23 protein-coding genes, 2 tRNA genes and 1 pseudogene are annotated in these 25,512 nt (G+C 42.4%); 9 read left to right on the plus strand and 17 right to left on the minus strand.

Features of this window, described 5'->3' with window-relative positions:
- Positions 1-4: 4 nt before the first annotated feature.
- Complete coding sequence (locus tag DW173_RS13890; protein WP_120144584.1) at positions 5-1,093, minus strand: SPOR domain-containing protein; 1,089 nt, start codon at positions 1,091-1,093, stop codon at positions 5-7.
- Between the two features lie 90 nt (positions 1,094-1,183).
- Here DW173_RS13890 and rfbC point away from each other — a divergent pair, with 90 nt between their 5' ends.
- Genes rfbC through DW173_RS13905 form a run of 3 tightly spaced genes read left to right on the plus strand, consistent with a single transcriptional unit; the run spans position 1,184 to position 3,905 of the window.
- Positions 1,184-1,732 (plus strand): dTDP-4-dehydrorhamnose 3,5-epimerase, encoded by a 549-nt coding sequence (gene rfbC / locus DW173_RS13895; protein ID WP_004315343.1) that lies wholly within the window; start codon positions 1,184-1,186, stop codon positions 1,730-1,732.
- Between the two features lie 26 nt (positions 1,733-1,758).
- Entirely contained in the window at positions 1,759-3,072 is a 1,314-nt protein-coding gene (locus tag DW173_RS13900) for a UDP-glucose dehydrogenase family protein (protein WP_004315344.1), read from the plus strand.
- Between the two features lie 35 nt (positions 3,073-3,107).
- Positions 3,108-3,905 carry a DUF4738 domain-containing protein gene (locus DW173_RS13905; RefSeq protein WP_004315345.1) on the plus strand — a complete coding sequence of 266 codons (798 nt, stop codon included), beginning with the start codon at positions 3,108-3,110 and terminating at the stop codon, positions 3,903-3,905.
- 82 nt (positions 3,906-3,987) lie between these two features.
- Here DW173_RS13905 and DW173_RS13910 read toward each other — a convergent pair whose 3' ends face one another.
- Entirely contained in the window at positions 3,988-5,250 is a 1,263-nt protein-coding gene (locus tag DW173_RS13910) for a DEAD/DEAH box helicase (protein WP_008022427.1), read from the minus strand.
- 46 nt (positions 5,251-5,296) lie between these two features.
- A complete protein-coding gene (gene serB / locus DW173_RS13915) occupies positions 5,297-6,526 on the minus strand; it encodes a phosphoserine phosphatase SerB (protein WP_008017556.1) in 1,230 nt (409 codons plus the stop codon).
- Between the two features lie 266 nt (positions 6,527-6,792).
- Here serB and DW173_RS13925 point away from each other — a divergent pair, with 266 nt between their 5' ends.
- Positions 6,793-7,296 carry a thioredoxin family protein gene (locus DW173_RS13925; protein WP_004315348.1) on the plus strand — a complete coding sequence of 168 codons (504 nt, stop codon included), beginning with the start codon at positions 6,793-6,795 and terminating at the stop codon, positions 7,294-7,296.
- A gap of 250 nt (positions 7,297-7,546) precedes the next feature.
- Here DW173_RS13925 and DW173_RS13930 read toward each other — a convergent pair whose 3' ends face one another.
- From DW173_RS13930 to lon, 3 genes are read right to left on the minus strand one after another with little or no spacing between them, the layout of a single operon-like run.
- Positions 7,547-8,644, minus strand: coding sequence for an LptF/LptG family permease (locus DW173_RS13930; protein ID WP_004315349.1), 1,098 nt, complete (start codon positions 8,642-8,644; stop codon positions 7,547-7,549).
- A gap of 3 nt (positions 8,645-8,647) precedes the next feature.
- Positions 8,648-9,778: a tRNA guanosine(34) transglycosylase Tgt gene (gene tgt, locus DW173_RS13935; protein WP_004315350.1), complete on the minus strand. Its 1,131-nt coding sequence runs from the start codon at positions 9,776-9,778 to the stop codon at positions 8,648-8,650.
- Positions 9,775-12,240, minus strand: coding sequence for an endopeptidase La (lon, locus tag DW173_RS13940; protein WP_120144585.1), 2,466 nt, complete (start codon positions 12,238-12,240; stop codon positions 9,775-9,777). The genes tgt and lon overlap by 4 nt, the downstream gene beginning before the upstream one ends.
- A gap of 215 nt (positions 12,241-12,455) precedes the next feature.
- Here lon and DW173_RS13945 point away from each other — a divergent pair, with 215 nt between their 5' ends.
- Positions 12,456-13,166 carry a tRNA1(Val) (adenine(37)-N6)-methyltransferase gene (locus DW173_RS13945; protein ID WP_008640182.1) on the plus strand — a complete coding sequence of 237 codons (711 nt, stop codon included), beginning with the start codon at positions 12,456-12,458 and terminating at the stop codon, positions 13,164-13,166.
- 65 nt (positions 13,167-13,231) lie between these two features.
- On the opposite strand, the gene DW173_RS13950 is transcribed toward DW173_RS13945, so the two are convergent.
- The 5 genes from DW173_RS13950 to DW173_RS13975 form a co-directional block, all read right to left on the minus strand.
- Positions 13,232-13,600: a hypothetical protein gene (locus DW173_RS13950; RefSeq protein ID WP_008640183.1), complete on the minus strand. Its 369-nt coding sequence runs from the start codon at positions 13,598-13,600 to the stop codon at positions 13,232-13,234.
- Positions 13,601-13,859: 259 nt separating this feature from the next.
- On the minus strand, positions 13,860-14,222 hold the full coding sequence (locus DW173_RS13960; RefSeq protein WP_008022411.1) for a membrane lipoprotein lipid attachment site-containing protein: 363 nt from the start codon (positions 14,220-14,222) through the stop codon (positions 13,860-13,862).
- A 130-nt stretch (positions 14,223-14,352) separates the two neighbouring features.
- Positions 14,353-14,427 (minus strand) — tRNA-Pro (locus DW173_RS13965).
- 34 nt (positions 14,428-14,461) lie between these two features.
- A tRNA-Pro gene (locus DW173_RS13970) sits at positions 14,462-14,536 on the minus strand.
- 114 nt (positions 14,537-14,650) lie between these two features.
- Positions 14,651-15,403 carry a class I SAM-dependent methyltransferase gene (locus DW173_RS13975; RefSeq protein WP_120069716.1) on the minus strand — a complete coding sequence of 251 codons (753 nt, stop codon included), beginning with the start codon at positions 15,401-15,403 and terminating at the stop codon, positions 14,651-14,653.
- Positions 15,404-16,295: 892 nt separating this feature from the next.
- Here DW173_RS13975 and DW173_RS13980 point away from each other — a divergent pair.
- Entirely contained in the window at positions 16,296-16,490 is a 195-nt protein-coding gene (locus DW173_RS13980) for a hypothetical protein (protein ID WP_008022408.1), read from the plus strand.
- A gap of 63 nt (positions 16,491-16,553) precedes the next feature.
- Here DW173_RS13980 and DW173_RS13985 read toward each other — a convergent pair.
- Positions 16,554-16,715 (minus strand): annotated as a pseudogene (locus DW173_RS13985) (ATP-binding protein); the annotation flags it as partial.
- Between the two features lie 68 nt (positions 16,716-16,783).
- Positions 16,784-17,968 (minus strand): serine palmitoyltransferase, encoded by a 1,185-nt coding sequence (spt, locus tag DW173_RS13990; RefSeq protein WP_004312889.1) that lies wholly within the window; start codon positions 17,966-17,968, stop codon positions 16,784-16,786.
- A gap of 219 nt (positions 17,969-18,187) precedes the next feature.
- Between spt and DW173_RS13995 the strand changes: the two genes are divergently transcribed.
- The 3 genes from DW173_RS13995 to DW173_RS14005 all read left to right on the plus strand — a co-directional run bounded on the left by DW173_RS13995 (position 18,188) and on the right by DW173_RS14005 (position 21,471).
- On the plus strand, positions 18,188-19,213 hold the full coding sequence (locus DW173_RS13995) for a diacylglycerol/lipid kinase family protein (RefSeq protein WP_165861535.1): 1,026 nt from the start codon (positions 18,188-18,190) through the stop codon (positions 19,211-19,213).
- A gap of 108 nt (positions 19,214-19,321) precedes the next feature.
- Entirely contained in the window at positions 19,322-21,085 is a 1,764-nt protein-coding gene (gene aspS, locus DW173_RS14000; RefSeq protein WP_008022394.1) for an aspartate--tRNA ligase, read from the plus strand.
- Positions 21,082-21,471 (plus strand): GtrA family protein, encoded by a 390-nt coding sequence (locus DW173_RS14005; protein ID WP_032811763.1) that lies wholly within the window; start codon positions 21,082-21,084, stop codon positions 21,469-21,471. Before aspS ends, DW173_RS14005 begins: the two co-directional genes overlap by 4 nt.
- A gap of 299 nt (positions 21,472-21,770) precedes the next feature.
- On the opposite strand, the gene DW173_RS14010 is transcribed toward DW173_RS14005, so the two are convergent.
- The 4 genes from DW173_RS14010 to DW173_RS14025 all read right to left on the minus strand — a co-directional run bounded on the left by DW173_RS14010 (position 21,771) and on the right by DW173_RS14025 (position 25,415).
- A complete protein-coding gene (locus DW173_RS14010) occupies positions 21,771-22,655 on the minus strand; it encodes a carbon-nitrogen hydrolase (protein WP_015531126.1) in 885 nt (294 codons plus the stop codon).
- A gap of 29 nt (positions 22,656-22,684) precedes the next feature.
- Entirely contained in the window at positions 22,685-23,800 is a 1,116-nt protein-coding gene (locus DW173_RS14015; RefSeq protein ID WP_120144586.1) for an agmatine deiminase family protein, read from the minus strand.
- Positions 23,801-23,887: 87 nt separating this feature from the next.
- Positions 23,888-24,430: a ferredoxin domain-containing protein gene (locus DW173_RS14020; protein ID WP_008022389.1), complete on the minus strand. Its 543-nt coding sequence runs from the start codon at positions 24,428-24,430 to the stop codon at positions 23,888-23,890.
- Between the two features lie 232 nt (positions 24,431-24,662).
- Entirely contained in the window at positions 24,663-25,415 is a 753-nt protein-coding gene (locus DW173_RS14025; protein ID WP_004312882.1) for a restriction endonuclease, read from the minus strand.
- Positions 25,416-25,512 lie beyond the last annotated feature (97 nt).

The raw sequence follows: 25,512 nt of genomic DNA on the forward strand, positions 1-25,512 counted from the left end.
ATTTTTATTTAGCCAGTAACCAGGCATTCTTATAAGTTTCGTTTTTTCTTAGCTCAAGTAATTGCTTGGTCGCTTCATTACGGTTGTCGAATGAACTGATGCTGACACGTACTTTTCCATCCATGTTCAGCGCTTTTGCATTAGCAAACCCTTTTGATTTTAATTGAGTTGCTATGGCTTCTGCATCTTTCAGGCTGATTCCTCCTGCCACTATGATATGGAAAGGATGATTGGCACTTTCTGGAGATTTAACCGCAGGGGCAGTAGCTGCCGTTTCCTGTTTGGCCACTTTCACTTCTCTAACTGCGATTGGCTTGGAAGTCTTATCCGCTGTATTCTTTTTAGTGGATGAAGTCTTCGTTGAAGAAGAAGTTGAAGCAGTAGCGGAAAGCTTTTTAGCTTGTTGCATTGCATCACTCTTAACATACACAGGAGTTACTACAACCGATTGCTTTTCTATTTGCTCAAAAAGCTCACTGGGTAATAATTGTGCATAATTGTTTTTTTGAACGTCTGTATTCTCTACCGGAGTTGAAAAGGCAAAGAACAATACGATGGCAGCAATCATTGCTGCAGCATTGCGAAGATACGCACGATTGATACTAATTTCAAAAGTCTTCTTTTCCTTCTCCGGATGAGCCGGTATCCATACTTTTTCTTTCTGTTGCAGAACGGAAAGTTCATGCATTTCGAAGGAGTCGAGACCGTATAATGAAGGAGTCGTTATCTTATAGTCATAAGGAACAAACTCATAGTTACCATAAATGTTATAGTGAATCTCGCCTATATTATCCAAATGGGCTTTTCCTTCTTCATGAAGGAGACCGATGAATTCGTTTACTTCCTTTTCTACTATGCGGCTGGCGTCAGCAAAACTCGTGTCATACGCTGACATATAAGATTGCACCAATACGCCGTCATTCAGTTTTAATTGAGGATTAAAGCCGATTGTGCGGGTAGGAGGTAAAAATATATTTTCTTCCTTAATGCGGGTTGCAGGCGAGTAATGCGCTACAAAACCGCCAAACCCCGGAACAATGACGCAATCGTTTTCCAGTAGTAAAGTCTCTATATGTTGTGCCAATTCAATCATGTCTGCAAAATTACGAGATAAATTGAATATATCCCAGAAAACTTCGAAAAATTCACTACTTTTGCATCGTTTTATTTATCACTATCAATAATGAACTATATACAGACGGAAATAGACGGAGTATGGCTGATAGAGCCTAAAGTTTTCTCCGATGAACGGGGCTATTTTATGGAAGCCTATAAGAAAGAAGAGTTTGATGCCAATATTGGTCCCGTAGATTTTATACAGGACAACGAGTCGAAATCATCTTTTGGCGTGTTACGCGGATTGCACTATCAGAAAGGAGAATACAGTCAGGCGAAACTGGTTCGTGTTCTTAAAGGAAAAGTGCTGGACGTTGCCGTTGATTTGCGTAAATCATCGCCTACGTTTGGAAAGCACGTCTGCGTGTTGCTTAGTGAGGAAAACAAGAGACAATTTTTCATTCCCCGTGGTTTTGCTCATGGCTTTGCAGTCTTGAGCGAAGAAGCCGTTTTTACGTATAAGGTAGATAACAAGTATGCTCCGCAGGCGGAAGCTTCTATTTTGTATAATGATGAAACGTTGGGGATAGACTGGCCGTTGGCAGATTCGCAAATGGTATTATCGGCGAAAGACAGAGAGGGAACTGCCTTTAAAGATGCCGCTTATTTTGAATGAATTTCTAAACAAACAATAGATTAAGTATGAAAATTGCAATCGTGGGAACAGGGTATGTGGGTCTGGTATCAGGTACATGCTTTGCCGAAATTGGCGTGAATGTAACGTGCGTAGACACAAATAAAGAGAAAATCGAATCTTTGCAAAAGGGGAATATTCCGATTTATGAGAATGGATTGGAAGAGATGGTGCTCCGTAATATGAAAGCAAAGCGATTGAAGTTTACAACCTCATTAGAAAGCTGTCTGGACGACGTGGAAGTTATATTCAGTGCGGTTGGCACCCCTCCGGATGAAGACGGCAGCGCTGATTTGAAATACGTGTTGGAGGTGGCCCGTACCATTGGTCGCAATATGAAACAATATAAACTGGTAGTTACCAAAAGTACCGTTCCGGTGGGTACTGCCAGTAAGGTTCGTGCGGTTATTCAGGAAGAATTGGATAAGAGAGGCGTGAAAGTTGATTTTGACGTGGCTTCTAATCCGGAATTCCTGAAAGAAGGAAATGCGATCAGTGACTTTATGAGTCCGGACCGTGTGGTAGTGGGAGTGGAGTCGGCACGTGCGGAGAAATTGATGTCCAAACTATACAAGCCATTCTTATTGAATAATTTCCGTGTGATTTTCATGGATATTCCATCTGCAGAAATGACTAAATATGCGGCAAACTCGATGTTGGCAACCCGTATCAGTTTTATGAATGATATCGCAAACTTATGCGAAATCGTTGGCGCGGATGTGAATATGGTACGTAGCGGAATAGGTTCGGACACCCGTATTGGACGTAAGTTCCTGTATCCGGGCATCGGATATGGTGGTTCCTGTTTTCCTAAAGACGTGAAAGCATTGATTAAGACTGCGGAACAGAATGGTTATAGTATGCGGGTGCTTAGTGCTGTGGAAGAAGTGAACGAACAACAGAAAAGCGTCCTGTTTGAGAAGCTAAAGAAACAGTTTAATGGTGATTTGCAAGGTAAGACTGTTGCTTTGTGGGGGCTGGCATTTAAACCGGAAACGGATGACATGCGTGAGGCTCCGGCATTAGTCCTGATCGATAAATTGCTGGAAGCTGGTTGTCGGGTGCGTGCATACGATCCGGCTGCCGTGCAAGAGTGCAAGCGTAGAATTGGAGAAAAAATCTATTATGCTTGTGATATGTACGATGCAGTGCTGGATGCTGATGTATTGATGCTGGTTACCGAATGGAAAGAATTCCGTCTGCCTTCATGGGCCGTTATCAAGAAGACGATGGCCCAGCAGATTGTGTTGGACGGACGTAATATATATGATAAAAAAGAGATGGAAGAGCTCGGATTTGTTTACCATTGTATTGGTAAATAAAAAAATAGGAGTATCTTTATACAAAACTAAGATAGATGATGAAAAATGTGGCTGTATCGTTAATGGCAATCCTTTTCGCGGCATGTAGCGGCAATAAGAGTCCCCATTCTCTTCAACAGGAGAAAGAGGATCTTAGCGCAAAAGAGTTACTGCAGGGAATTTGGCTGGACGATGAAACGGAGAGCCCGTTGATGCGTGTGGAAGGAGATACCATCTACTATGCAGACGCACAAAGTACTCCCATTGCATTTAAAATAATGCGGGACATTCTTTACACTTATGGAAATGATACCACTTATTACAAGATTGATAAGCAGGGAGAACATATATTTTGGTTTCATTCCATTACGGATAATGTAATAAAACTGCATAAATCTGAAGACCTCAATGATTCTATCTATTTTGTCCGTCAGGAACTTGTGGTTCCGACTTATACGGAAGTAACCAAACGCGATAGTGTAGTGACCTACAACGGCACTCGCTATCGTGCATACGTATATATTAACCCATCTAAAATGAGAGTCATCAAGACGACTTATTCCGAAGACGGGATTAGTATGGATAATGTGTACTATGATAATGTGATGCACATCTGTGTGTACGAAGGTAAAAAGAGCCTGTTTGCCAGCGATATAACCAAACAGATGTTCGACAAAGTGGTTCCTGCGGATTTCCTGGCGCAATCAATCCTGTCAGATACAAAGTTTGTGAAAGTAAACCGGAATGGTTTTCATTATCAAGCTGTTTTAGCCATTCCGGAAACTTCCATATATAGCGTTGTAAATATGGAAGTGAGCTTTAAAGGCGATTTGGAGATTACTTCATCCAAATAAGGACTCTACATTCTATTCAAATAGAAATCAGGTTTTCCCCAATAAGAAATACAGATTCTATCCAAACAAGGAAATACAGATTTTATTTCTGTCTGGGCGCAGGGTAGTTGCTTTTCTTCCCTCCGTTGTTTCTTTTTCCCCGGAAATCTTTTCTTTTAGAGAAATTCCCGTTCCTGTTTTTGTTGAACGAACGCGGTTTGTATTCCGGAGCCTCTCCCAATCCTTCAGGGATAGGAATCTTATAAATCTCTTTCTCCAGAAAATTCTCAATGCTTTTGAAGTTACTCTGTTCCTTTTCGTTAATAAACGTAAGTGCCACCCCGTCATTGTTGGCACGTGCCGTACGGCCGATGCGGTGCACATAGTCCTCGCTATCGTGAGGCACGTCGAAGTTGATAACCAGGCGGATATCATCAATATCAATACCACGTGCAACGATGTCCGTAGCTACCAATATATTGATTCGTCCGGCTTTAAACTCGTGCATAACCGTTTCCCGTTGAGCCTGTTCCAAGTCCGAATGCATTTCACCTACGTTCAGCTTCATTGATTTCAACGCCTTGGCAACTTCTTTAACCTTAATTTTGGAAGAAGCAAAGACAATCACACGTTCCGGAACCTCATCCATAAAAAGACTGCGTATGATGCCTAACTTTTGATTTTCATAGCAGACGTATGCCGCCTGAATAATCTTTTCCGCAGGTTTGGAAACAGCGAGCTTTATTTCTGACGGATCGTTTAAGATCGTATTTGCCAATTGCTGTATCTTTGCCGGCATTGTTGCTGAAAACATGATAGTCTGTCGTTCCTTCGGCAGATATTTGGCTATTTGCATGATATCTTCGTAGAATCCCATGTCGAGCATTCGGTCTGCTTCATCCAAAATAAAATAAGAAACCTTGGAAAGATCTACATATCCAAGGCTTAAATGGGCGATCAGGCGTCCGGGAGTAGCAATGACAACATCAGCTCCCAATGTGAGTCCCTTTTTCTGTTGTTCGAACAATATTCCGTCATTTCCGCCATATACGGCAACGCTCGATACCGGCATGAAATAGGAAAATCCTTCCATTTGCTGGTCGATCTGTTGGGCCAATTCCCGGGTAGGAGACATGATGACACAATTAATCGCATCCTCCGGATGTTTACCTTCAGATAATTTGTTCAATACAGGAAGCAGAAACGCGGCTGTTTTACCTGTCCCTGTCTGTGCTACTGCGATCAAATCTTTACCCTCAAGTATGATTGGAATTGCTTGTTCTTGTATAGGCGTACATTCGTCAAATCGCATGGCATCAAGCGCCTCAAGCACATTTGCATTTAATTGTAGTTCGGAAAACTTCATTCTTTTATTTTATTTGTCAGCAAAGATAATCTATTTTTTGGTCTAATTACATATTCAAGTAAGAATCTTTGAATCCGAGGAAATAGAGTACTCCATCCAGTCCAATGGTGTTGATTGATTGCTTGGCATTTGCCACCACTTTGGGCTTGGCGTGGAAGGCGATTCCCAGTCCGGCAACTCCTAGCATAGGAAGATCGTTGGCTCCGTCTCCTACGGCGATGGTCTGTGCAATATCCACCTTTTCCACTTGTGCAATGAGGCGGAGCAGTTCGGCTTTTCGTTTTCCGTCTACTACATCCCCCAGATAACGTCCGGTCAGTTTGCCGTCGATGATTTCCAATTCGTTGGCATAGACATAATCTATACCGTATTTCTTTTGCAGGTACTGGCCGAAATAAGTGAATCCTCCCGAAAGGATAGCGATCTTGTAACCGTACTTCTTCAATACATACATCAGTCGCTCTACACCCTCTGTGATAGGCAAGTTCTCGGCTATTTCCTGCATTACCGATTCGTCCAACCCCTTCAATAAGGCTACGCGACGGGTAAAGCTCTCTGTAAAGTCTATTTCTCCACGCATGGCGCTTTCCGTGATGGCTTTCACTTCGTCGCCTACACCGGCACGGATAGCCAGTTCGTCAATCACTTCTGTCTCGATTAAGGTAGAGTCCATATCAAAACAAATCAGGCGGCGCATACGGCGGTACATATTATCCTGTTGGAAAGAAAAGTCCATTTCCAGTTCGCTGGCCAGTTTCATCAGCTTCTCCTGCATGGCAATGCGGTCTTTCGGAGTACCTCTTACTGAAAATTCGATGCAAGCCCGGGTGCGTGTATCAGTCTGACATTCGTCCAACGGGATGCGACCTGTCAGACGCTTGATAGCGTCTATATTCATGCCCTGTTCGGCTAATATGCTTGTAGCGGCAGAAATCTGGCGGGCGGAAAGTTTGCGTCCCAATACTGTCAGGATATAGCGGTTTTTTCCTTGCATGCCTACCCAGTTGTCATATTGTTCGGTGGTGATAGGTTCAAATCGGATGGTCACTCCCAATGAAGAAGCTTTGAACAGGAGTTCCTTCATAATGAATCCGGAGTGTCTTTCTTCGCTCTTGAACAGAATTCCCAACGATAATGTATTATGAATATCTGCCTGGCCGATATCAAGGATCGTAGCATCATATTTGGCAAGGATTTCAGTCACAGAAGCAGTCAGTCCCGGACGATCTTCGCCGGTAACTCGAATCAGAATCAATTCAGTATTTGATGGTTGCATAAAAAATAGACTTTAACTCTGCAAAAGTAGAGAAAAAAGTTCGTTTTTATGCTAAATAACATAAAAAGTTATACCCAAAAAGTGAGATTTTTGCTTATTTACTTGGAAGTTAATTTAATATTTACTTACCTTTGCACCCGGTTTCAAAAATAAAGGCTCTGATAATCAGCGGATTCCTCTTCGCCTGATGCCTGAAAAGACAACGTTTCGGGAAGAAACCACTGTTTAAGGACAGTCCCGGATAGTATTAACTAAAACCGAATTACATGAAGCATGTAAAATGGATTTTTGTTGTATTACTGATTTGTTCCTTGACCGCTTTCGTTGAGAAAGACAAACCTACCGGAGGTTTGAGTGAGGGCGACGTAGCCCCTGATTTTAAGATCGAATCTACGTCAAATGAGCAACCCGCCTTTAAGTTGGGAAATTTGAAAGGCAAATATGTGTTGCTAAGTTTTTGGGCAAGTTATGACGCGCAGTCCCGGATGCAAAACGTAAGTTTAAGCAATGCGCTTCGTTCTTCTCATAATGTGGAAATGGTTTCTGTTTCATTTGACGAATATCAGTCAATATTTAAGGAAACCGTTCGTAAGGATCAAATAGTTACGCCCACTTGTTTCGTGGAAACAGAAGGCGAGGATTCCGGATTATTTAAGAAATACCGTTTAAATCGGGGATTCACTAACTATTTATTGGATGGAAATGGTGTAATTATAGCCAAAAACATCTCTGCTGCAGATCTTTCTGCTTATGTAAAAGAAATCGGTTAACGATTTTAGGAATGTAAGGAGAAAGAGGGATTTTCCGGATCACCGTCAGGTGAAAACAATGGAGAATAGACAAAAGAGGAAATGGATACAACAAAAAAGTTCCGCCTACACTTGCATTAGCAGGAATAGGCGGAACTTCTTATTTTTATATCTTTCTTTCTGCGGTATATCCGAAACCTTGGGACAGTCTGCGGATCGAGTTCCTGAAGACTGCAGAAGGCTTGCAATCCTTTTATTTGTTGCTTTCTGGTTATTTGGGTGCTTTCTGATACAGGAAGAATGCGATACCTGCATAAAGGATATTGGGAATCCAGACTGCAATGGCAGGAGGCACATTTCCATTTACAGCAAAAGTGGAGGTGATCGTCTGGAACAGGATATAAGAAAAACTTAACCCTAATCCGATACCCAAGTGGAGCCCCATACCACCTTTTGTTTTCCGGGATGAAAGCGATACACCGATGATGGTAAGGATGAAAGAAGCGAACGACATGGCAATGCGTTTGTGATATTCAATCTCAAACTCCTTGATGTTGGCAAATCCTCTTCGCTTTTGTTTTTCTATATAGTCACTTAGTTCGGGGCTGGTTAACATCTCCTGCTGATTTTTCATGATGAGAAAGTCAGAAGGTTCCATATTGATAATAGAGTCAATCCGGTCTCCCTTAGTGATTTTTTCTTTTAAACCATCTAATTCGCGTACCATATAGTCGTGAATTGTCCATTTATGAACAGTTGCAGTGTCATAAGTGATACGGCGTGCAGTTAAATGCGAAACCAGCTTCTTGTCGACGAATTTATCCAATGAAAAACGGTTACCGGTTTTCATGGCGTTGTTATAGTTGTCAATGTAGGCTATAACCCCGCTGTCTACCTCTAACTGTACATTGCTTACCGAGTTTTGTTTCTTGGGTTTGATATACCGGTCTTCAAAGTTCAGACGCGTCACGCTTCCTTTAGGAATCACGTACGAACTTAGCGTGAAGGTGGTTAGCGCAATGATAGCGGCCGAAATCATATAAGGACGCATCATCCTCTTAAAACTCATGCCGGTGGAGAACATAGCGATGATTTCAGAGTTCTCTGCCAGCTTGGAGGTAAAGAAAATAACAGCAATGAAAACGAACAGCGGACTGAACAGATTGGAGAAATAGGGGATAAAGTTCATATAGTATTCAAAGATGATCTTATCCCAGGGAGCTTCATGCTCCATCAATTTGTCCATCTTTTCGTTGAAATCGAATACCACTGCAATAGAAATGATCAATGCAATAGCAAATACGTATGTCCCCAAGAACTTCTTGATGATATACCAGTCCAGCCGTTTTATAAATCGATTGCTTTTCATTTCTTATAATCTAGTTGATACTCTTTTGACCATCATTGGCTTCCAGGTCGAGAAATCTCCGGCAATAATATGCTTTCTTGCTTCTCCTGCCAGCCACAGATAGAATGCCAGGTTGTGTATCGAGGCAATTTGCATGGCCAGTAGCTCTTGCGCATGGAAAAGATGGCGCAAATAAGCCTTGCTGTACAACGTATCTACGCTGGAAGCCCCGTCGGCTTCGATGGGAGAGAAGTCGGTTTCCCATTTCTTGTTTCGCATATTGATGATGCCATCCTTGGTGAACAACATGCCATTTCGTCCGTTTCGTGTAGGCATAACGCAGTCGAACATATCCACGCCACGCTCTATTCCTTCAAGAATGTTGACAGGAGTTCCGACACCCATCAGGTAACGGGGTTTGTCTTTGGGAAGTATTTCATTAACAATCTCGATCATTTCATACATCTTGTCTACTGGTTCGCCTACTGCCAAACCGCCAATAGCGTTCCCGTCGGCCCCTTTGGACGCGATAAACTCTGCTGATTGTTTGCGCAGGTCGGGATAGACACAACCTTGCACGATAGGAAAGAGAGCCTGGTTGTAACCATATTTAGGTTCCGTCTCATTAAAACGTTGTATACAACGGTCGAGCCATCTGTGCGTCAAACCTAATGACTTTTTGGCATACTCATAATCCGAGTCACCGGGAGGACATTCGTCAAAAGCCATCATAATGTCTGCGCCGATGGTGCGTTCTATGTCCATCACCTTTTCCGGAGTGAAGACGTGCTTGCTTCCGTCGATATGCGAACGAAATTCAGCTCCTTCTTCACGCAGCTTTCTGATTCCGGCCAAAGAGAATACCTGGAAACCACCGCTGTCAGTCAGCATCGGGCGGTCGAAACCGTTAAAACGGTGCAGCCCGCCTGCTTTCTCGATCACGTCCAATCCCGGACGCAAATAGAGGTGATAGGTATTACCTAGAATAATCTGCGCCTGAATATCCTCTTTCAATTCGGTCAGATGTACTCCCTTAACCGTGCCCAGTGTGCCCACCGGCATAAAGATCGGTGTTTGTATCTGCCCGTGGTCTGTGGTAATCAGACCCGCACGGGCATTACTTTTAGTGTCTGTATATTGTAACTCAAATGTCATTCCTGGCTGGGTTTCTTAACAGATAAATCAATAGCATCCGCCACTTTCTCATTGGTCAGCGCAATGGCAAATACCTCTTTTATATCGTTTACATAGTGGAAAGTCAGTCCTTTCAGATAAATCTCCTGAATCTCATCTATGTTCTTTTTGTTTTCGGCACTCATGATGATTTCCTTGATTCCGGCACGCTTGGCTGCCAATATCTTCTCTTTGATGCCACCCACGGGAAGCACTTTGCCGCGAAGGGTAATTTCGCCTGTCATGGCAATGTTGGCTTTCACTTTTCTTTGAGTCAGGGCAGAAGCCAGAGAAGTAGCCATCGTGATACCTGCCGACGGACCGTCTTTCGGAATTGCGCCTTCGGGAACGTGGATATGGATATTCCAGTTGTCGAAGATTTCTTCGCCCAGATTCAGGATAGAAGCGTGTGCCTTGATATATTCAAGTGCCAGCATGGCAGATTCTTTCATCACATCTCCCAGGTTACCGGTCAGTGTGAGACGTCCGCCCTTGCCACGGCTCAAGCTCGTTTCTACAAATAAGATTTCGCCTCCGACGGCTGTCCATGCCAATCCGGTGACTACGCCTGCGTAATCATTTCCCTGATACTTGTCACGTGTATATTCCGGTGCTCCCAGGAAGTCATACAAATCCGACGGTTTGATTTCTGTCTTGGCGAAATAACCGTCCGTAGCATATTGACGGGCTGATTTACGAAGGATTTTACCAATCTTCTTTTCCAGCTCACGAACGCCGCTCTCACGGGTATATGACTCGATGATAGCTTCCAACGTTTCTTTGGGAAGCTTGATAGCTGTCTTTTTAAGTCCGTTGGCTTCCAGCTCTTTGGGAAGCAGATGCTTACGGGCTATCTCTACTTTCTCTTCCGTGATATATCCGCTTACCTCAATCAATTCCATACGGTCGAGCAATGGGCCGGGGATTGTGTTCAGGTTGTTGGCTGTTGCTATAAACAATACCTTTGAGAGGTCGTAGTCTACATCCAGGAAGTTATCGTGGAAAGCAGTATTTTGTTCCGGATCAAGCACTTCCAGTAATGCGGAAGAGGGGTCGCCTTGACGGTCGGCGCTGACCTTGTCTATTTCATCCAGGATAAAGACAGGATTGGATGCACCGGCTTTAATCAAGCTCTTGATGATTCGTCCGGGCATGGCGCCGATATAAGTTTTCCGATGTCCGCGGATTTCAGCTTCGTCATGTACGCCGCCCAAAGACATACGTACATACTTCCGTTTGAGCGCAGATGCAATGGATTTTCCAAGAGATGTTTTACCTACTCCCGGAGGGCCATATAAGCAGATAATCGGTGATTTCATATCACCTTTCAGCTTTAATACAGCCAAATGCTCCAAAATGCGTTCTTTCACTTTTTCCAGTCCGTAATGGTCTTTGTTCAACGTCTTTTCTGCGTTTTTAAGGTTCAGATTGTCAGTTGTATACGTACCCCACGGAAGATTGAGCATGGTTTGCAGATAGTTAAGCTGTACGCTGTAATCCGGAGATTGTGGATGGGTGCGTTCCAGTTTAGCCAGTTCTTTCATAAATGTTTCCCTGACTTCTGCGTTCCAACGCATTCTTTCTGCTTTTTGGCGCATTTCTTCTATTTCCTGCTCCTGGCCGCCGCCACCTAGTTCATCTTGGATAGTCTTGATTTGCTGTTGCAGGAAGTATTCGCGTTGCTGCTGGTCAATATCTTCGCGGGCACGCATTTGGATGGATGCCTTGATTTCTGCCAGTTGCACTTCGCGGTTCAGGATTTCCAGTAAGTGATATGTGCGTTCACGTAATGAGTGGATGCTTAACAAGTCCATCTTCTCGTCTTTCTTGAACGGCAGGTTCGAGCAGATGAAATTGACTAGGAACATCGGACTGTTGATATTCTTAATAGCAAATGCCGAATCCTGATGCATCACATCTGACGATTTGATATATCTCATTGTCAAGTCCTTGCAGGTTTCCACCAAGGCTTGAAACTCTTTATCGTCTTTGCTTGGAATGTCTTCTTCCAAAAGTTCTATTTCACCTTTCAGATACGGATGGGTTTCGATAATGTTTATCAGGTTCAGACGTTTCATTCCTTGAAGGATGACAGTCGTTGTCTGATCGGGCATTTCCAATATCCGCACAATTCGTCCTACGGTACCGATATTGTGTAAATCTTCCAACTTCGGGTCCTCTGTATGTGCCGATCTCTGACATACTACGGCAATATCTTTATGCTTCTTGTCAGCGTCTCGTATGAGTTTCAGAGAAGACTTACGGCCCACTGTGATCGGCAGGAATACTCCAGGAAACAACACCATGTTACGTAGAGGGAGTACCGGAAGAATTTCACCAGATTTCACATTTACATCAAATGCCTGTTCATCGTTCCCATCATAGTCAGTGATTAGCGAGAAGCCGTTATCGCTTCCATCTTCCAATAAATATCTTTCTTTCATCTTTTCGTTTTAATTTAGTTTATGTCATACTGATATGCATAAATCGTTTGCAAAGTTAATTGATTCTCTCTAATAATAAAGCACTGCGCAGAATAAAAACACAAAAACAATGCCAAAATATCGGCTTGTAGAGGGAGTATTCCATAATTATTATTTATTTTTGGCGATTTGCAATAAAATAGTAGAATAAAACAGCTTTAAGACAAACGGATAAAATGTCGAATCCTTATTTTCAATTTAAGCAATTTACAGTGTGGCACGACCAATGTGCTATGAAAGTTGGTACGGATGGGGTGCTTTTGGGAGCTTGGGCTTCGGTTGAGCGCGCGCGCCGGATATTGGATATTGGTACGGGGACGGGCTTGGTGGCTTTAATGTTGGCTCAACGCAGTTTGCCAGACGCAAAGATTGTGGCATTGGAGATAGACGAGGCGGCGGCCGGACAGGCCAGGGAAAATGTGGCTCGTTCTCCTTGGCAGGAGCGGATAGAAGTGGTGCAGGCTGACTTTAAGAAATACCGGTCTTCGGATAAATTTGATGTGATTGTTTCAAATCCCCCTTATTTTGTCGATTCGTTGGAGTGTCCGGATCGGCAGAGGGCTGCTGCCCGTCACAATGATTCTCTAACCTACGAAGAATTGCTGGAAGGGGTAAATAGGTTATTGGCAGCAGACGGACTTTTTACGGTCGTGATTCCGACGGATGTGGTTGATCGGGTAAAGGCGATAGCTTCTATGAATAAGTTGTATGCGATTCGTCAGCTCAATGTAATTACTAAGCCCGGCGGTATTCCAAAACGTACGCTGATTGCTTTTTCTTTTTCCAATCGGGAGTGTGTGATAGAAGAACTGTTGACGGAATTGGCGCGTCATCAGTATAGTGAGGAGTATATAGCGTTGACGAGGGAGTATTATTTGAATATGTGATATGGATATATGTAAAAAAATAAGGCTTATACTTGTTATGTCAGCCTTATTTTTTTCTCTATTGCTTAAAGTAGATACATCTTCGGTTCTTTGTATTTATTAAAGTCAGGAGCTGGCTTATCTATTTTCTTGAAGATACGGGTATATTTTTCTTTTATTTTTATATAATTATCGATCCAATCTTCATAAGATTCAGATGATTTAGAAAGCAAAGCTACTTCCTGCAGAAAAGCTTCATTTGCCAACCTTTCAGTTTCTTCCAAGTTGCCTTTTATATAAGAAACACAAGCATCGGAAAGAAAGTCTTTATTATCTATTTTCTTCCAAATGCGTTTGACGTTATTAGTCATTCCCCAAATTTTAAAGAAAAGGATGATTTGCAGTATTCCAAATGCAATCATCACTATACCTGTAAATTGTATTAATCCTTCCATGATTTATTATTTTGTTTTTGGTAAGCGATCATAAAGCAAATGAAAATCAAAGTCCATGCTATGAAGATGATAATGGATTGGATGTAATATGTCGGATACAAATAATCGGGGCGATTCATGATGATCATTTGGACAAACGAATAAAGGTGGCATAATAGAATTAGTCCTGATCCTATGCTGCCCAATAAAAAAGCTGTTTTCATAAATATTATTTTTTTGTTATACGATCAATTCTAAGCATTTTTAAGTTTGGAAGTTGTTAGTATTCTAATTTTTCGTAAGTACCAGATTCCTCACCATTTTCAATTTTGAGTTTATTATTTGATATTTTACAGTCCAAATAATATGGTGACTTACCTTTTGGGAATACATCATAGATGTAAATCTTACTATCTTCGACTTTGTATTTGAACGTTTGGAAAGAAATGGGATCTGCATTGCTATAAATTCCAAAAGAGCCTTTGTCATCGTCTCCGAAATTTAAAAACTTATGCGAGCCTTTAATGCCTGTCGACCAATTACCCACGATATTGTTTTCGTTAAGCTCGATCCAGTTATCATCATCTTTACTACAGCTAGTTAAGATCAGAATAGCAAAAAGTGTAAATAAAATGTTTTTCATAATAATAATTTATAAGTTGTTTTGTTTTAGCTTGTTTAGTTGTTTCTTCGATGGCTTTTGGAGTTTTTGAGTAAAAAAGAAAACGCTGATAGCCAAGTTTGCAACTTAATTATCAGCGTTTTCTTTTTCGTCGGGGTAGCGGGATTCGAACCCACGACCCCCTGCTCCCAAAGCAGGTGCGCTAACCGGACTGCGCTACACCCCGAAAAACTTTTAACCGAACTCCCTCTTTTTTGTAGTCGGGGTAGCGGGATTCGAACCCACGACCCCCTGCTCCCAAAGCAGGTGCGCTAACCGGACTGCGCTACACCCCGCTACTTTTTTGAAGGGTTGTTCTTTTCAAAAGCGGTGCAAAGATAGGGAGTATTTTTTAATTAACAATAGCTAAACGAATGTTTTTTATCTATTATTTTTCAATGCCTTGAATCTCATAGCTTTGCGTCTTTACTTTTTTTCTTGGCAGAGATCAAAAGCATCATCGGACGCCGTAATTCATCTTTCATGCCCGGGATGGTATCCAGCAATCTTTCGTCCGGTTGTGGCTCTATAAGTTCGCATATCTCAAATCCGGTTTGAAGGAGTCCGTTTATATACGTAGTCAGCGTTTTGTGGTATTTGACAACTTCTTCGCCCAGAAAGATTGCTGTGCGCCTGCCTTCCGTAAAATAGCGATCTACCGGCCAATGGATAGGCTTCCCGTCCTGGTCGTAATGCCATTCCTGATTGCCATAGGCTGTAAATACCGGATGTTCTACGGAGAAGACGAAGGTGCCTCCCGGAGTCAGGCAGTTATTGATTTTCCGGCATATATCCGTAAAAGATTCGAGATAATGGAAGGTTAACGAACTGATGACAATGTCATAAGTATCCGGCTGGAAATCAAAGTCCTCGATAGCCATGCATTGGTATTCAATGAATGGAGAAGGATTCCTTTTCCGGGCTTCTTCGAGCATCTTCTTCGAAATATCAATTCCGGTAACGTGTGTCGCTCCGTGTTCTATCGCATAGACGCAATGCCAACCGAATCCGCAGCCTAAGTCTAAAACTCTTTTCCCTGCAAAATCGGGGAGCATTTTCTGCAATACATGCCATTCTCCGGCTCCTTTCAAGCCTTCCACCGAGCGGGACATTTGAGAATATTGACTGAAGAAATCGCTATTGTCGTATTTGTTTTCTTTCATAATTTAATAAGAGGATGAGTTGAATGAAAGCACAAATATATGATTTAATTTATATATTTATAGAAAAGGTATACATAAATCAGGGCAACCGTCTCAAAAGTTTGTTTCATTAGAGCGCAGATTTGAATTAAATGCTACATAGTGAAAAACATCTATCATAAGTATCATTCATTTTAATAGTATTCTCATTATCAAAAGAATAAGTATGATAGATAGCTTTAAAAAAATGTATCTATCATACTTTTACCAGCAAAAACAGGTTATCTATCATCAATAGAATAGTCGAATAAAGGCCCTATATGCATAAGATAGCTTGTTTTTGTTGCAATGAATCCGTATAAATCCGATGATCACGGCTTAATAATTCAACTTTAATGGCGATAAGTTTATAGCCCACACCTGTAAACCGTGCAGCCCGCATCTGTAGGCTGTATGGTTTGCAGGTGTGGGCTGTACAGCCTGCATACGTGGGCTATATAAATACCACCGTTCCTAATAGATTATTAAGCTGTCAAATACAGGTTATCATCCTATAAAACGTGCATCCCTATGCCTTTAAATGGGTAATCTCACCTAATGCTACACTAAAAATAGACAAAGTATAGGCATGATAGATAGCCGTTTTTTGCAATAAAAGTATGATAGATACCTTTTTAAAAAGCTATCTGTCATACTTATTCTTTTGATAATGAGAATACTATTAAAATGAATGATAGCATGATGGATATTTTTTCACTATGTAGCTATTCAATTTAAATCTTGTATCGGAATGAACAAGTCCATAGTGTGGTATATTGGGGTGTGGTTTCTTTGTACACGAATAATTTGTGAGTATGAACTATCTATCGATGTTTTCTGTTCTATAAATAAGAATTTTAAAATGAAAAGCCTTATGAAAACAAGAAAACAAAAAGAAACAGGTGAAAAAGAAGTCCACTTGTTAGAGCAAAAAGGATATGAAAAAATGGTGAATGAGATTGTCCCCGTTCAACAGGCGGAAGTATATCGCAAGCCGACTCATAAAGCAGTCAAAGAAGCTGTTAAGGAGCTAAATCCGGATACAAATAGTCTGGGCAGCAGAGGATGATTTATCCTCTACTGCCCAGATTAATCCATCGTATTAAAGGATCTGGAAGACTTTTGGTGGCTCTCATTTAGGGAAAGTAAGAATAAAACAGCTTCCTTTCCCTAATTCAGATTTTACGTTGATACTTCCGTCATGCAAAGCCATGATCTGTTTGCACAGGCTCAATCCGATACCCGAACCGGATGTTTTGGTTATGAAGAAAGGAACGAAAATCTTATTCAAAAGTCCGGCACATTGATTTGTGTCAGACTTTTATTTTATTCACTTGATATGAGTGATTTATTTCTCGTAGATTATAAAAGATCCAATGCTTTAAATGCCTTAACTAGCTTTTCTACAGCACGGTCTATTTGATCTTTTGTATGAGTAGCCATTAATGCTACGCGCACCAAAGTATCTTGCGGTGCACATGCCGGCGGAATAACCGGATTGATGAATACACCTTCATCAAAAGCTAATTTGGTAACCATAAACGTTTTTTCCGTGTCACGTACGTAAAGAGGGATGATAGGTGATTCTGTTGCACCGATTTCAAAGCCAGCTTCACGGAAACGTTTCAATGCATAGTTGGTAGCTTCCCACAATGCTTCAAGTCTTTCCGGTTCATTTTGGATGATGTGGAGAGCTTCGAGAGCAGATGCAGTAGCAGCCGGAGTGTTGGATGCACTGAAAATATAAGTACGTGCGTTGTGACGTAACCAGTTGATGATAGAAGAATCAGCAGCGATAAATCCGCCGATAGAAGCCAGTGACTTGCTGAAAGTACCCATAATCAAATCAACCTCGTGAGTCAGACCGAAATGGTCGCAGACGCCACGTCCTTGTTTTCCGAATACGCCCAAGCCGTGAGCTTCGTCTACCATGATAGTAGCGTTGTATTTATGTTTCAAGCGTACGATTTCGGGCAAGTTTGCCAAGTCACCTTCCATAGAGAACACACCGTCCACTATGATTAGTTTCACTGAATCCGGATTGCACTTTTGAAGTTGCTTTTCCAGATCCGCCATATCGTTATGCTTGTATTTTAATTGTTGAGAGAAGGAGAGACGACGGCCATCTACGATAGATGCGTGGTCGCGGTCATCGCAAATGATATAATCATTGCGGTCTGTCAAAGCAGGAATAACTCCGGAATTCACCGTAAAACCGGTTGAGAAGCAGAGTGCTTCGTCTTTGCCTACAAAGGCAGCCAGTTCTTTTTCCAACTGAACGTGCAGGTCAAGCGTACCATTCAAGAAGCGCGAGCCTGCGCAACCGGAACCATATTTATGCATGGCGTTGATACCTGCTTCAATCACTCTTTCATCTCCCGTAAGGCCAGTGTATGCATTGGAACCGAACATCAACACTTCGTGTCCGCCCATTTCTACCTCTGTACCCTGCTTTCCTTCTATCTCACGGAAATATGGGTAAACGCCCTGTGCCATAAACTTTTGTGGCAGGTCGTACTTAGCTAACTTCTCTTGTAATAATCCCATGAATTATAATTTTTATACTCATACTCAGATCGTTCGCTGACGATCTTACATCCTTTTATCTTAACAAGTGTTTAAAAACAGGGGGCAAAGATAACAAAATTTGCTTTTATCTGTTCTTTTTAAGAGAAAAAAGTTGCTCTCGTATGATTAGAAACCTCTAATAGATTAAAATTTAAGATATTTATATTACTTTTGTCGTCTACAATCGACAAGAATAGCATGAACGAAAGAATGAAAAAAATAAAATTCGTCGTCAATCCTATTTCGGGAACACAAAGTAAAGAATTGATTCTTAACTTGCTGGACGAAAAAATAGACAAGGCGAGATACTCTTGGGAAGTAGTGTATACGGAAAGAGCCGGTCATGCAGTAGAAATAGCTGCCAAAGCTGCCGAAGAGAAAACAGATATAGTAGTGGCTATCGGTGGGGACGGAACGATCAATGAAATAGCTCGTTCGTTGGTGCATACTGATACCGCAATGGGAATTATTCCCTGCGGATCGGGCAATGGACTGGCGAGGCATCTGCATATACCGATGGAACCGAAGAGAGCATTGGAAGTGCTGAACGAAGGTTGCATGGACGTGATAGATTATGGTAAGATCAACGGTACAGATTTTTTCTGCACTTGCGGAGTGGGATTCGACGCGTTTGTCAGTCTGAAGTTTGCGCATGCCGGTAAACGGGGGCTATTGACTTATCTGGAGAAAACCCTGCAGGAAAGTCTTAAATATGAGCCGGAAACGTACGAACTGGAAACGGAAAACGGAGTCTCCAAGTATAAAGCCTTCCTGATTGCCTGCGGAAACGCGTCGCAATATGGAAACAATGCTTATATCGCACCACAAGCCACTCTGACAGATGGTTTGCTGGATGTGACCATTCTCGAACCGTTCACCGTATTGGACGTTCCTTCATTGGCCTTTCAATTATTCAATAAAACAATCGATCAGAATAGCCGTATCAAGACTTTCCGCTGCAAACAGTTGTGCATCCGTCGGACTACTCCGGGCGTCGTGCATTTTGATGGTGACCCCATGGAAACGGATGCCAATGTAAATATTCAACTGATTCAAAGAGGATTGCGCGTGGTAGTGCCACGAGCATCGGAAAAGGACGCAGCCAATGTGCTCCAAAGAGCGCAGGAATATATGAATGGCATCAAATTGATGAATGAAGCCATCGTCGACAATATAACAGATAGAAACAAGAAAATATTGAAAAAGCTGACAAAGAAAGTCTGATAAAATAACGGATTACTGACACCGAATTACAAATTATTGCGTACTTTTGCGCAGTTTTGGTTCGATCAAAATAAAAACGCGAGTGATAATCGTTTAAATAAAAAATATATGTTTAGAACGCACACATGTGGAGAACTTAGAATCTCTGATGTAAACAAGCAAGTCACGCTGTCCGGATGGGTACAGCGCAGCCGTAAGATGGGAGGGATGACTTTCATTGACCTTCGCGACCGTTACGGAATTACCCAATTGGTTTTTAATGAAGAAATTAATGCTGAACTCTGTGAACGTGCTAATAAATTGGGACGTGAGTTCGTCATTCAAGTGACAGGAACGGTTAATGAACGTTTCAGCAAGAATGCAAACATTCCTACCGGAGACATTGAAATCATTGTTTCCGAACTGAACGTACTAAATACTGCCATGACTCCTCCGTTCACTATCGAAGATAACACGGATGGGGGTGATGATATCCGCATGAAATACCGTTATCTGGATTTACGCCGTAACGCTGTACGTTCCAATTTGGAACTGCGTCATAAAATGACAATTGAAGTTCGCAAATATCTGGATAGTCTGGGTTTCATCGAAGTGGAAACGCCCGTTTTGATCGGTTCTACTCCTGAAGGCGCACGCGACTTCGTGGTGCCGTCACGTATGAATCCGGGACAGTTCTACGCACTTCCGCAGTCTCCGCAGACCTTGAAACAGTTGTTGATGGTTTCCGGTTTCGACCGTTATTTCCAGATTGCGAAATGTTTTCGCGACGAGGACTTACGTGCCGATCGTCAGCCGGAATTTACACAGATCGACTGTGAAATGAGCTTCGTTGAGCAAGAAGATATTATCACTACTTTCGAAGGAATGGCTAAACATTTGTTTAAGACTCTTCGTGGTGTGGAACTGAATGAACCATTCCAACGTATGTCTTGGGCGGACGCCATGAAATATTATGGTAGCGATAAACCGGATTTGCGTTTCGGCATGAAATTCGTGGAACTGATGGATATCATGAAAGGTCACGGATTCTCTGTATTCGATAATGCGGCTTATGTGGGTGGTATCTGTGCCGAAGGTGCTGCGACTTATACCCGCAAGCAGCTGGATGCATTGACCGAATTTGTAAAGAAACCGCAGATTGGTGCGAAAGGAATGGTTTATGCCCGTGTGGAAGCCGACGGAACGGTGAAATCGAGTGTAGATAAATTCTATGCGCAGGAGGTGCTCCAGCAAATGAAAGAAGCATTCGGAGCTAAACCGGGTGATTTGATTCTGATTCTGTCTGGCGACGATGTAATGAAAACACGTAAACAACTTTGCGAGCTTCGTCTGGAAATGGGTGCTCAACTGGGATTGCGTGATAAGAATAAGTTTGTTTGCCTTTGGGTGATTGACTTCCCGATGTTCGAATGGAGCGAAGAGGAAGGACGCCTGATGGCTATGCATCATCCGTTTACTCATCCGAAAGAGGAAGACATTCCGATGTTGGACACTGATCCGGCAGCTGTACGTGCAGATGCATACGATATGGTAATCAACGGTGTGGAAGTTGGCGGCGGATCTATCCGTATCCACGATGCAAAATTGCAGGCGAAGATGTTTGAGATTCTTGGATTCACTCCGGAGAAGGCAGAGGCACAGTTTGGCTTCCTGATGAATGCCTTTAAGTATGGTGCGCCTCCTCACGGTGGTTTGGCATACGGACTCGACCGTTGGGTGTCTTTGTTTGCAGGATTGGATTCTATACGCGACTGTATTGCGTTCCCGAAAAATAATTCCGGACGTGATGTAATGCTGGACGCACCCTCTGCAATCGACCAGAGCCAGCTTGATGAACTGAATTTGATCGTAGATTTGAAAGAGGGCGAGTGAAAGAATCTGTACGCATATTCCGTTTTATAGTCATCGGTACAATGAACGCTTTGATTATGGCGTTGGTTGTATGGTTAATGATGAAAGAAATGTCATTTGACGGCGACTATATGGTGGCTAATATAACAGCGTATCTGATAGCTCAAATCCATAACTTTCTCTGGTGCAAATACTGGATATTTCCTGTAGAAAATAAAAAGAATAGTATCTGGAAACAGATACTGCTCTTTTGTTCTGCTTTTGCCGTGGCTTACACCGCACAGTTTTTATTTCTTATCTTATTGGTAGAAGGACTGGACGTGAATGAATATCTGGCTCAATTCTTGGGATTGTTTATTTATGGAGGAGCTAATTTCCTAGCCAACAAGAAAATAACTTTTCAATGAAATAGTTATTAAATATAATATATAGAAAGGGCACAGAGTTTTAAATTTAGATTTTGACTCTGTGCCCTTCTTATTTCCTTACTGTAGCAGGGACATTTCCCACATAATAAATATAATAGGGACTGTCTGACAAGTCCCTCATTAATAATTTCACCCACGCTATAACTATCTGTAGCGTGGGTGATTTTCAATATTTAGAATTTTCGTTAGACAGTTCCTTTTTGGTATTGTGATATTTATAAATATCCTCTCTCATTTCTTTGGGAGTGAACTTTATTGGGGAACTTCAGCATTGAACTTTAGTCGAGGAAGCGTTTGGTAAGTCCTTCGTATTCGTCAATCCGGCGATCACGGAGGAAAGGCCACCAGCGGCGGACGTTTTCCGAGCGTTCCATATCTATTTCCACTACCATGTTTTCCGGATGATCGTTTCCGGCTTGTGCCAGGAATTCTCCTTGCGGTCCTGCTACGAAACTGTTTCCCCAAAATAGGATGCCGTTTGTCTGTCCGGAAGGATCGGGCTCGTGTCCTACACGGTTGACGGAGATAACAGGAAGACCATTGGCAACGGCATGGGCACGCTGCGAAATAATCCAGGCGTTGAGTTGGCGGGCTTTTTCGTCGTCCGTGTCACTGCTTTCCCAGCCGATGGCAGTAGGATAAATTAAAAGTTCCGCACCTTTCAGTGCCATCAGGCGGGCAGCTTCCGGATACCATTGATCCCAGCATACCAGTACGCCCAGCTTTCCTAAAGAGGTTTGAATGGGTTCAAAACCGATGTCTCCGGGAGTGAAATAGAATTTTTCGTAGTAAGCCGGATCATCGGGAATATGCATTTTCCGGTATTTACCCGCAATGCTTCCGTCGCGGTCGAACACAACAGCGGTGTTATGATATAGTCCGGGGGCACGTTTCTCAAAAAGAGAGGTGACAAGGACTACTTTATTGGCGGCTGCCAACTCGGAATAAAAGCCTGTGGATGGTCCGGGAATGGGTTCAGCCAGATCAAACAGGTTGGTGTTTTCTGTCTGGCAGAAATAAAGTGAATTGTGTAACTCTTGAAGCACAATCAGTTGCGCACCGTGAGCAGCGCAAGCCTCGATACTCTTTGCGAGGTTCATCAGGTTGACCCGAATATCTGCGGTATTGGATTGTTGGATGATTCCGACTTTTATCTTTTTCATGATGAATAATTTCTTAGTTGATTCATTTGTTATTTTATAACTCCCAATGGGTATTGCATGGTGACACAATGCAGGGAACCGTGTTGCTTAATCAAGGCACGGCAGTCTATTCCGATTATTTGATGGTCTGGGAATGCTTGTTGTAACACTTCTCTTGCTTTTTGGTCATTCGCTGGCTGATGGTATGTCGGGTAGAGAATAACTTCGTTCATAATCAGGAAGTTGGCGTAAGTTGCGGGCAGGCGTTCGCCGTCTTCTTCGATCTTGTTCGCCATCGGTAAGGCTAACAGGCGATAGGGTTCGCCTGCTAGGGTGCGGAATGTTTTCAGCTGTTCCTCCATTGCGAGTAATGCTTGGTAGTGTTCGTCTTCTTTGTCGTCGCATTTTACGTAAGCAATGGTGTCGGTAGAACAGAAACGTGCCAAAGTATCGATGTGGCTGTCAGTGTCGTCGCCGGCAAGATAGCCGTGGTCTAACCAAAGAACCTTTTGCAGGTGGAAGGTTGATTTCAGGTATTCTTCTATCTCTACCTGGTTCAGTCGCCCGTTCCGCTGGGGAGAAAGCAGACATTCGGAGGTAGTGAGCAGTGTGCCCATTCCGTCGCTTTCGATGGAGCCTCCTTCGAGAACGAAATCAAGGCGGTCTATATACTGGCCTTTCAAGGCTCCGGCTTCTACCGCTTGTTTGGTGATTTGATTATCCAGTTCGGAAGCAAATTTCAGTCCCCAGCCGTTGAATGTAAAGTCGAGCAGGGAAGGGGTGCCGGTGTCTATCATGGTGATGGCTCCGTGGTCGCGTGCCCATGTGTCATTGGTGGCACATTCCAGAAAGCGGACGTTATTCATGTTGACGGTAGCGGCTATCTGTTTTTTCACTTCTTCCGGTTCGGGGGTGACAATCAATAGTAACTCTCGCTTCGCTATTTCCCTGGCTATGTTTATAAAACACTCTTGCACTTCTGCCAGCATGTATGCCCAGTCTGTACCGGCGTGTGGCCATGTCAACTGTATACCACTCTGCGTATGCCATTCGGCGGGCAAATGAGGGGCTCTCATTTCTACCTGCACGGTCATGTTTTTGCCGAAATTCAACTGCAAATCTTTCTCCGAGCCACTTGGGCTGGGAAGTCCAACCATGATTCCCATTAGACTATTATCTATTTAGTTATTTATAAAATCAGTTTATTGTCTGCGTCAGTCGTCAGTGTGCCTGTTACGCATCATTACGCATTATTATGAATTCGCTTCCTGCTTTGGCTTCCGGTCAAAGAACGGATTCTTGGAGGATGCACTTACAGGGATGGCCATTACCATCTTGCAGTCTTTCAGCCAGTTCAGACGTTGTGCTGCTAGTCCGGCAGAGAACATCACACGTGTGTCTACACGCAAATCGGCTGCCGTAGCGCAGGCGGAACCTATGGCGATACCTACATCTATGCTGTTCAATGCGCAGGGAACTCCTTCTGTACGTCCGTCGCAGGTGGTGAAGCCGCAATGACCGCAGTTTAAGCCTTGTGTCTGCTCGCGTGTTCCTATCAATACAACACATTCGGCACTTAAGATGTTGTCGGCATCACGAAGGAAAAATTTCATTCCGTGTTCTTCTACCATAGCTATCATAGTGTCCGATAGTTGTTTAATCTCTTCATCCGTGATTAGGGCCACTTCGATAATATCGATTCCTTTTCCTTTCGGAGCAGTACGCGCAGCCGTCATCATCTGGCGGGCTACTTGTAATACATGCTCATGACGGGCATCTCTTTCGTTCAGTATCATAACTTTTCTTGAATTAATTAGTGAGGCAAAGATAAATGAAAATTGGAAAACTTTACATTAAACGATGAAAGAAAAAAGGGAAAATCGCTTCTTTACACTTTCGTAGTTTACACTTTCACTGTCCGTAACCTTCGCATCGAATATCTCATTTTATCAAAGAGGAAACAGGCTGAGTGCTTACGCTTAAAGTTCATTTTTCAAGGTATGATACTGTCATTTTTGAAAGTAAAACTTATTCTTTCAACTTAAAAGTAAGTCTTAAGGGGTTTTCATCCAACTTAAAGAATGGTACTTGTGACAAGATTAATACAATACCGGAAGAAGCTCGTTTTACGCAATTCTGGTTGATATAATCCCGAGTGATTTCTCCTTTTTTTAATAGTATTTTAATGGCATTTTTGAAATGTTCTATTTCAATTTTACCTGGGTTTCCTTGTGAGGTTATTCTTGTTATTCCTGCCCAATCTACGTTTGTGATTATATTTTCTTTTCCTCGGTTATTATACAAAGTTTTCCCTTTGAGTGGCATAATGTATGTTTCCCAAATGGAATCGAACGTGTATTCCTCATTGGTAAAAAAAATGTTTGAGCTCTTAGATTCTATATCTTGTACTTTTTTGGGGGAGGCTGATGAATAAAGGGTACCTTCTGCTGTTTTGGTTGTTTTGTCAGGATAATCAATTATTTGCAAATCTATTTGTAGACGGTTGGCTACTTCTATAGCATCAGGCATGATTTCTCCATTGGTAACTAAAATAGCTTTATTGCATCCAAAATAATCTTTTGCACCATGTAACTCCATTATCATGCTTCTATTTACTTTTCTAGAGTTTCCGTACATTTTTACTTGAATCGCTATCTTTTCCCTTCCTTTTGTGGCAAAAATATCAATTCCATAATCTCCGCTTTGTGGAGTTAATTCAGTGGTATATCCTTGTTTATTGAATAATTCTCGGATATACTCTTCATATTCTCTTGGTTTCATATAAATAAAATTAGTTTAATGATGAAAGTTATGTTTTCGTTCTTCTATGTGATGTGTCATGTAGTTCTCCAATTCTTTACGTAGCATAAGTGTTAAG

Source organism: Bacteroides sp. AM16-13, from assembly GCF_003602705.1.
Taxonomy (GTDB): Bacteria; Bacteroidota; Bacteroidia; order Bacteroidales; family Bacteroidaceae; genus Bacteroides; species Bacteroides xylanisolvens.

What these genes read in the sequence shown, in the direction of transcription:
- DW173_RS13890 (WP_120144584.1), bottom strand. Translation starts at nt 1,093, where the DNA reads ATGATTGAATTGGCACAACATATAGAGACTTTACTACTGGAAAACGAT.
- rfbC (WP_004315343.1), top strand. Translation starts at nt 1,184, where the DNA reads ATGAACTATATACAGACGGAAATAGACGGAGTATGGCTGATAGAGCCT.
- DW173_RS13900 (WP_004315344.1), top strand. Translation starts at nt 1,759, where the DNA reads ATGAAAATTGCAATCGTGGGAACAGGGTATGTGGGTCTGGTATCAGGT.
- DW173_RS13905 (WP_004315345.1), top strand. Translation starts at nt 3,108, where the DNA reads ATGATGAAAAATGTGGCTGTATCGTTAATGGCAATCCTTTTCGCGGCA.
- DW173_RS13910 (WP_008022427.1), bottom strand. Translation starts at nt 5,250, where the DNA reads ATGAAGTTTTCCGAACTACAATTAAATGCAAATGTGCTTGAGGCGCTT.
- serB (WP_008017556.1), bottom strand. Translation starts at nt 6,526, where the DNA reads ATGCAACCATCAAATACTGAATTGATTCTGATTCGAGTTACCGGCGAA.
- DW173_RS13925 (WP_004315348.1), top strand. Translation starts at nt 6,793, where the DNA reads ATGAAGCATGTAAAATGGATTTTTGTTGTATTACTGATTTGTTCCTTG.
- DW173_RS13930 (WP_004315349.1), bottom strand. Translation starts at nt 8,644, where the DNA reads ATGAAAAGCAATCGATTTATAAAACGGCTGGACTGGTATATCATCAAG.
- tgt (WP_004315350.1), bottom strand. Translation starts at nt 9,778, where the DNA reads ATGACATTTGAGTTACAATATACAGACACTAAAAGTAATGCCCGTGCG.
- lon (WP_120144585.1), bottom strand. Translation starts at nt 12,240, where the DNA reads ATGAAAGAAAGATATTTATTGGAAGATGGAAGCGATAACGGCTTCTCG.
- DW173_RS13945 (WP_008640182.1), top strand. Translation starts at nt 12,456, where the DNA reads ATGTCGAATCCTTATTTTCAATTTAAGCAATTTACAGTGTGGCACGAC.
- DW173_RS13950 (WP_008640183.1), bottom strand. Translation starts at nt 13,600, where the DNA reads ATGGAAGGATTAATACAATTTACAGGTATAGTGATGATTGCATTTGGA.
- DW173_RS13960 (WP_008022411.1), bottom strand. Translation starts at nt 14,222, where the DNA reads ATGAAAAACATTTTATTTACACTTTTTGCTATTCTGATCTTAACTAGC.
- DW173_RS13975 (WP_120069716.1), bottom strand. Translation starts at nt 15,403, where the DNA reads ATGAAAGAAAACAAATACGACAATAGCGATTTCTTCAGTCAATATTCT.
- DW173_RS13980 (WP_008022408.1), top strand. Translation starts at nt 16,296, where the DNA reads ATGAAAACAAGAAAACAAAAAGAAACAGGTGAAAAAGAAGTCCACTTG.
- spt (WP_004312889.1), bottom strand. Translation starts at nt 17,968, where the DNA reads ATGGGATTATTACAAGAGAAGTTAGCTAAGTACGACCTGCCACAAAAG.
- DW173_RS13995 (WP_165861535.1), top strand. Translation starts at nt 18,188, where the DNA reads ATGAACGAAAGAATGAAAAAAATAAAATTCGTCGTCAATCCTATTTCG.
- aspS (WP_008022394.1), top strand. Translation starts at nt 19,322, where the DNA reads ATGTTTAGAACGCACACATGTGGAGAACTTAGAATCTCTGATGTAAAC.
- DW173_RS14010 (WP_015531126.1), bottom strand. Translation starts at nt 22,655, where the DNA reads ATGAAAAAGATAAAAGTCGGAATCATCCAACAATCCAATACCGCAGAT.
- DW173_RS14015 (WP_120144586.1), bottom strand. Translation starts at nt 23,800, where the DNA reads ATGGGAATCATGGTTGGACTTCCCAGCCCAAGTGGCTCGGAGAAAGAT.
- DW173_RS14020 (WP_008022389.1), bottom strand. Translation starts at nt 24,430, where the DNA reads ATGATACTGAACGAAAGAGATGCCCGTCATGAGCATGTATTACAAGTA.
- DW173_RS14025 (WP_004312882.1), bottom strand. Translation starts at nt 25,415, where the DNA reads ATGAAACCAAGAGAATATGAAGAGTATATCCGAGAATTATTCAATAAA.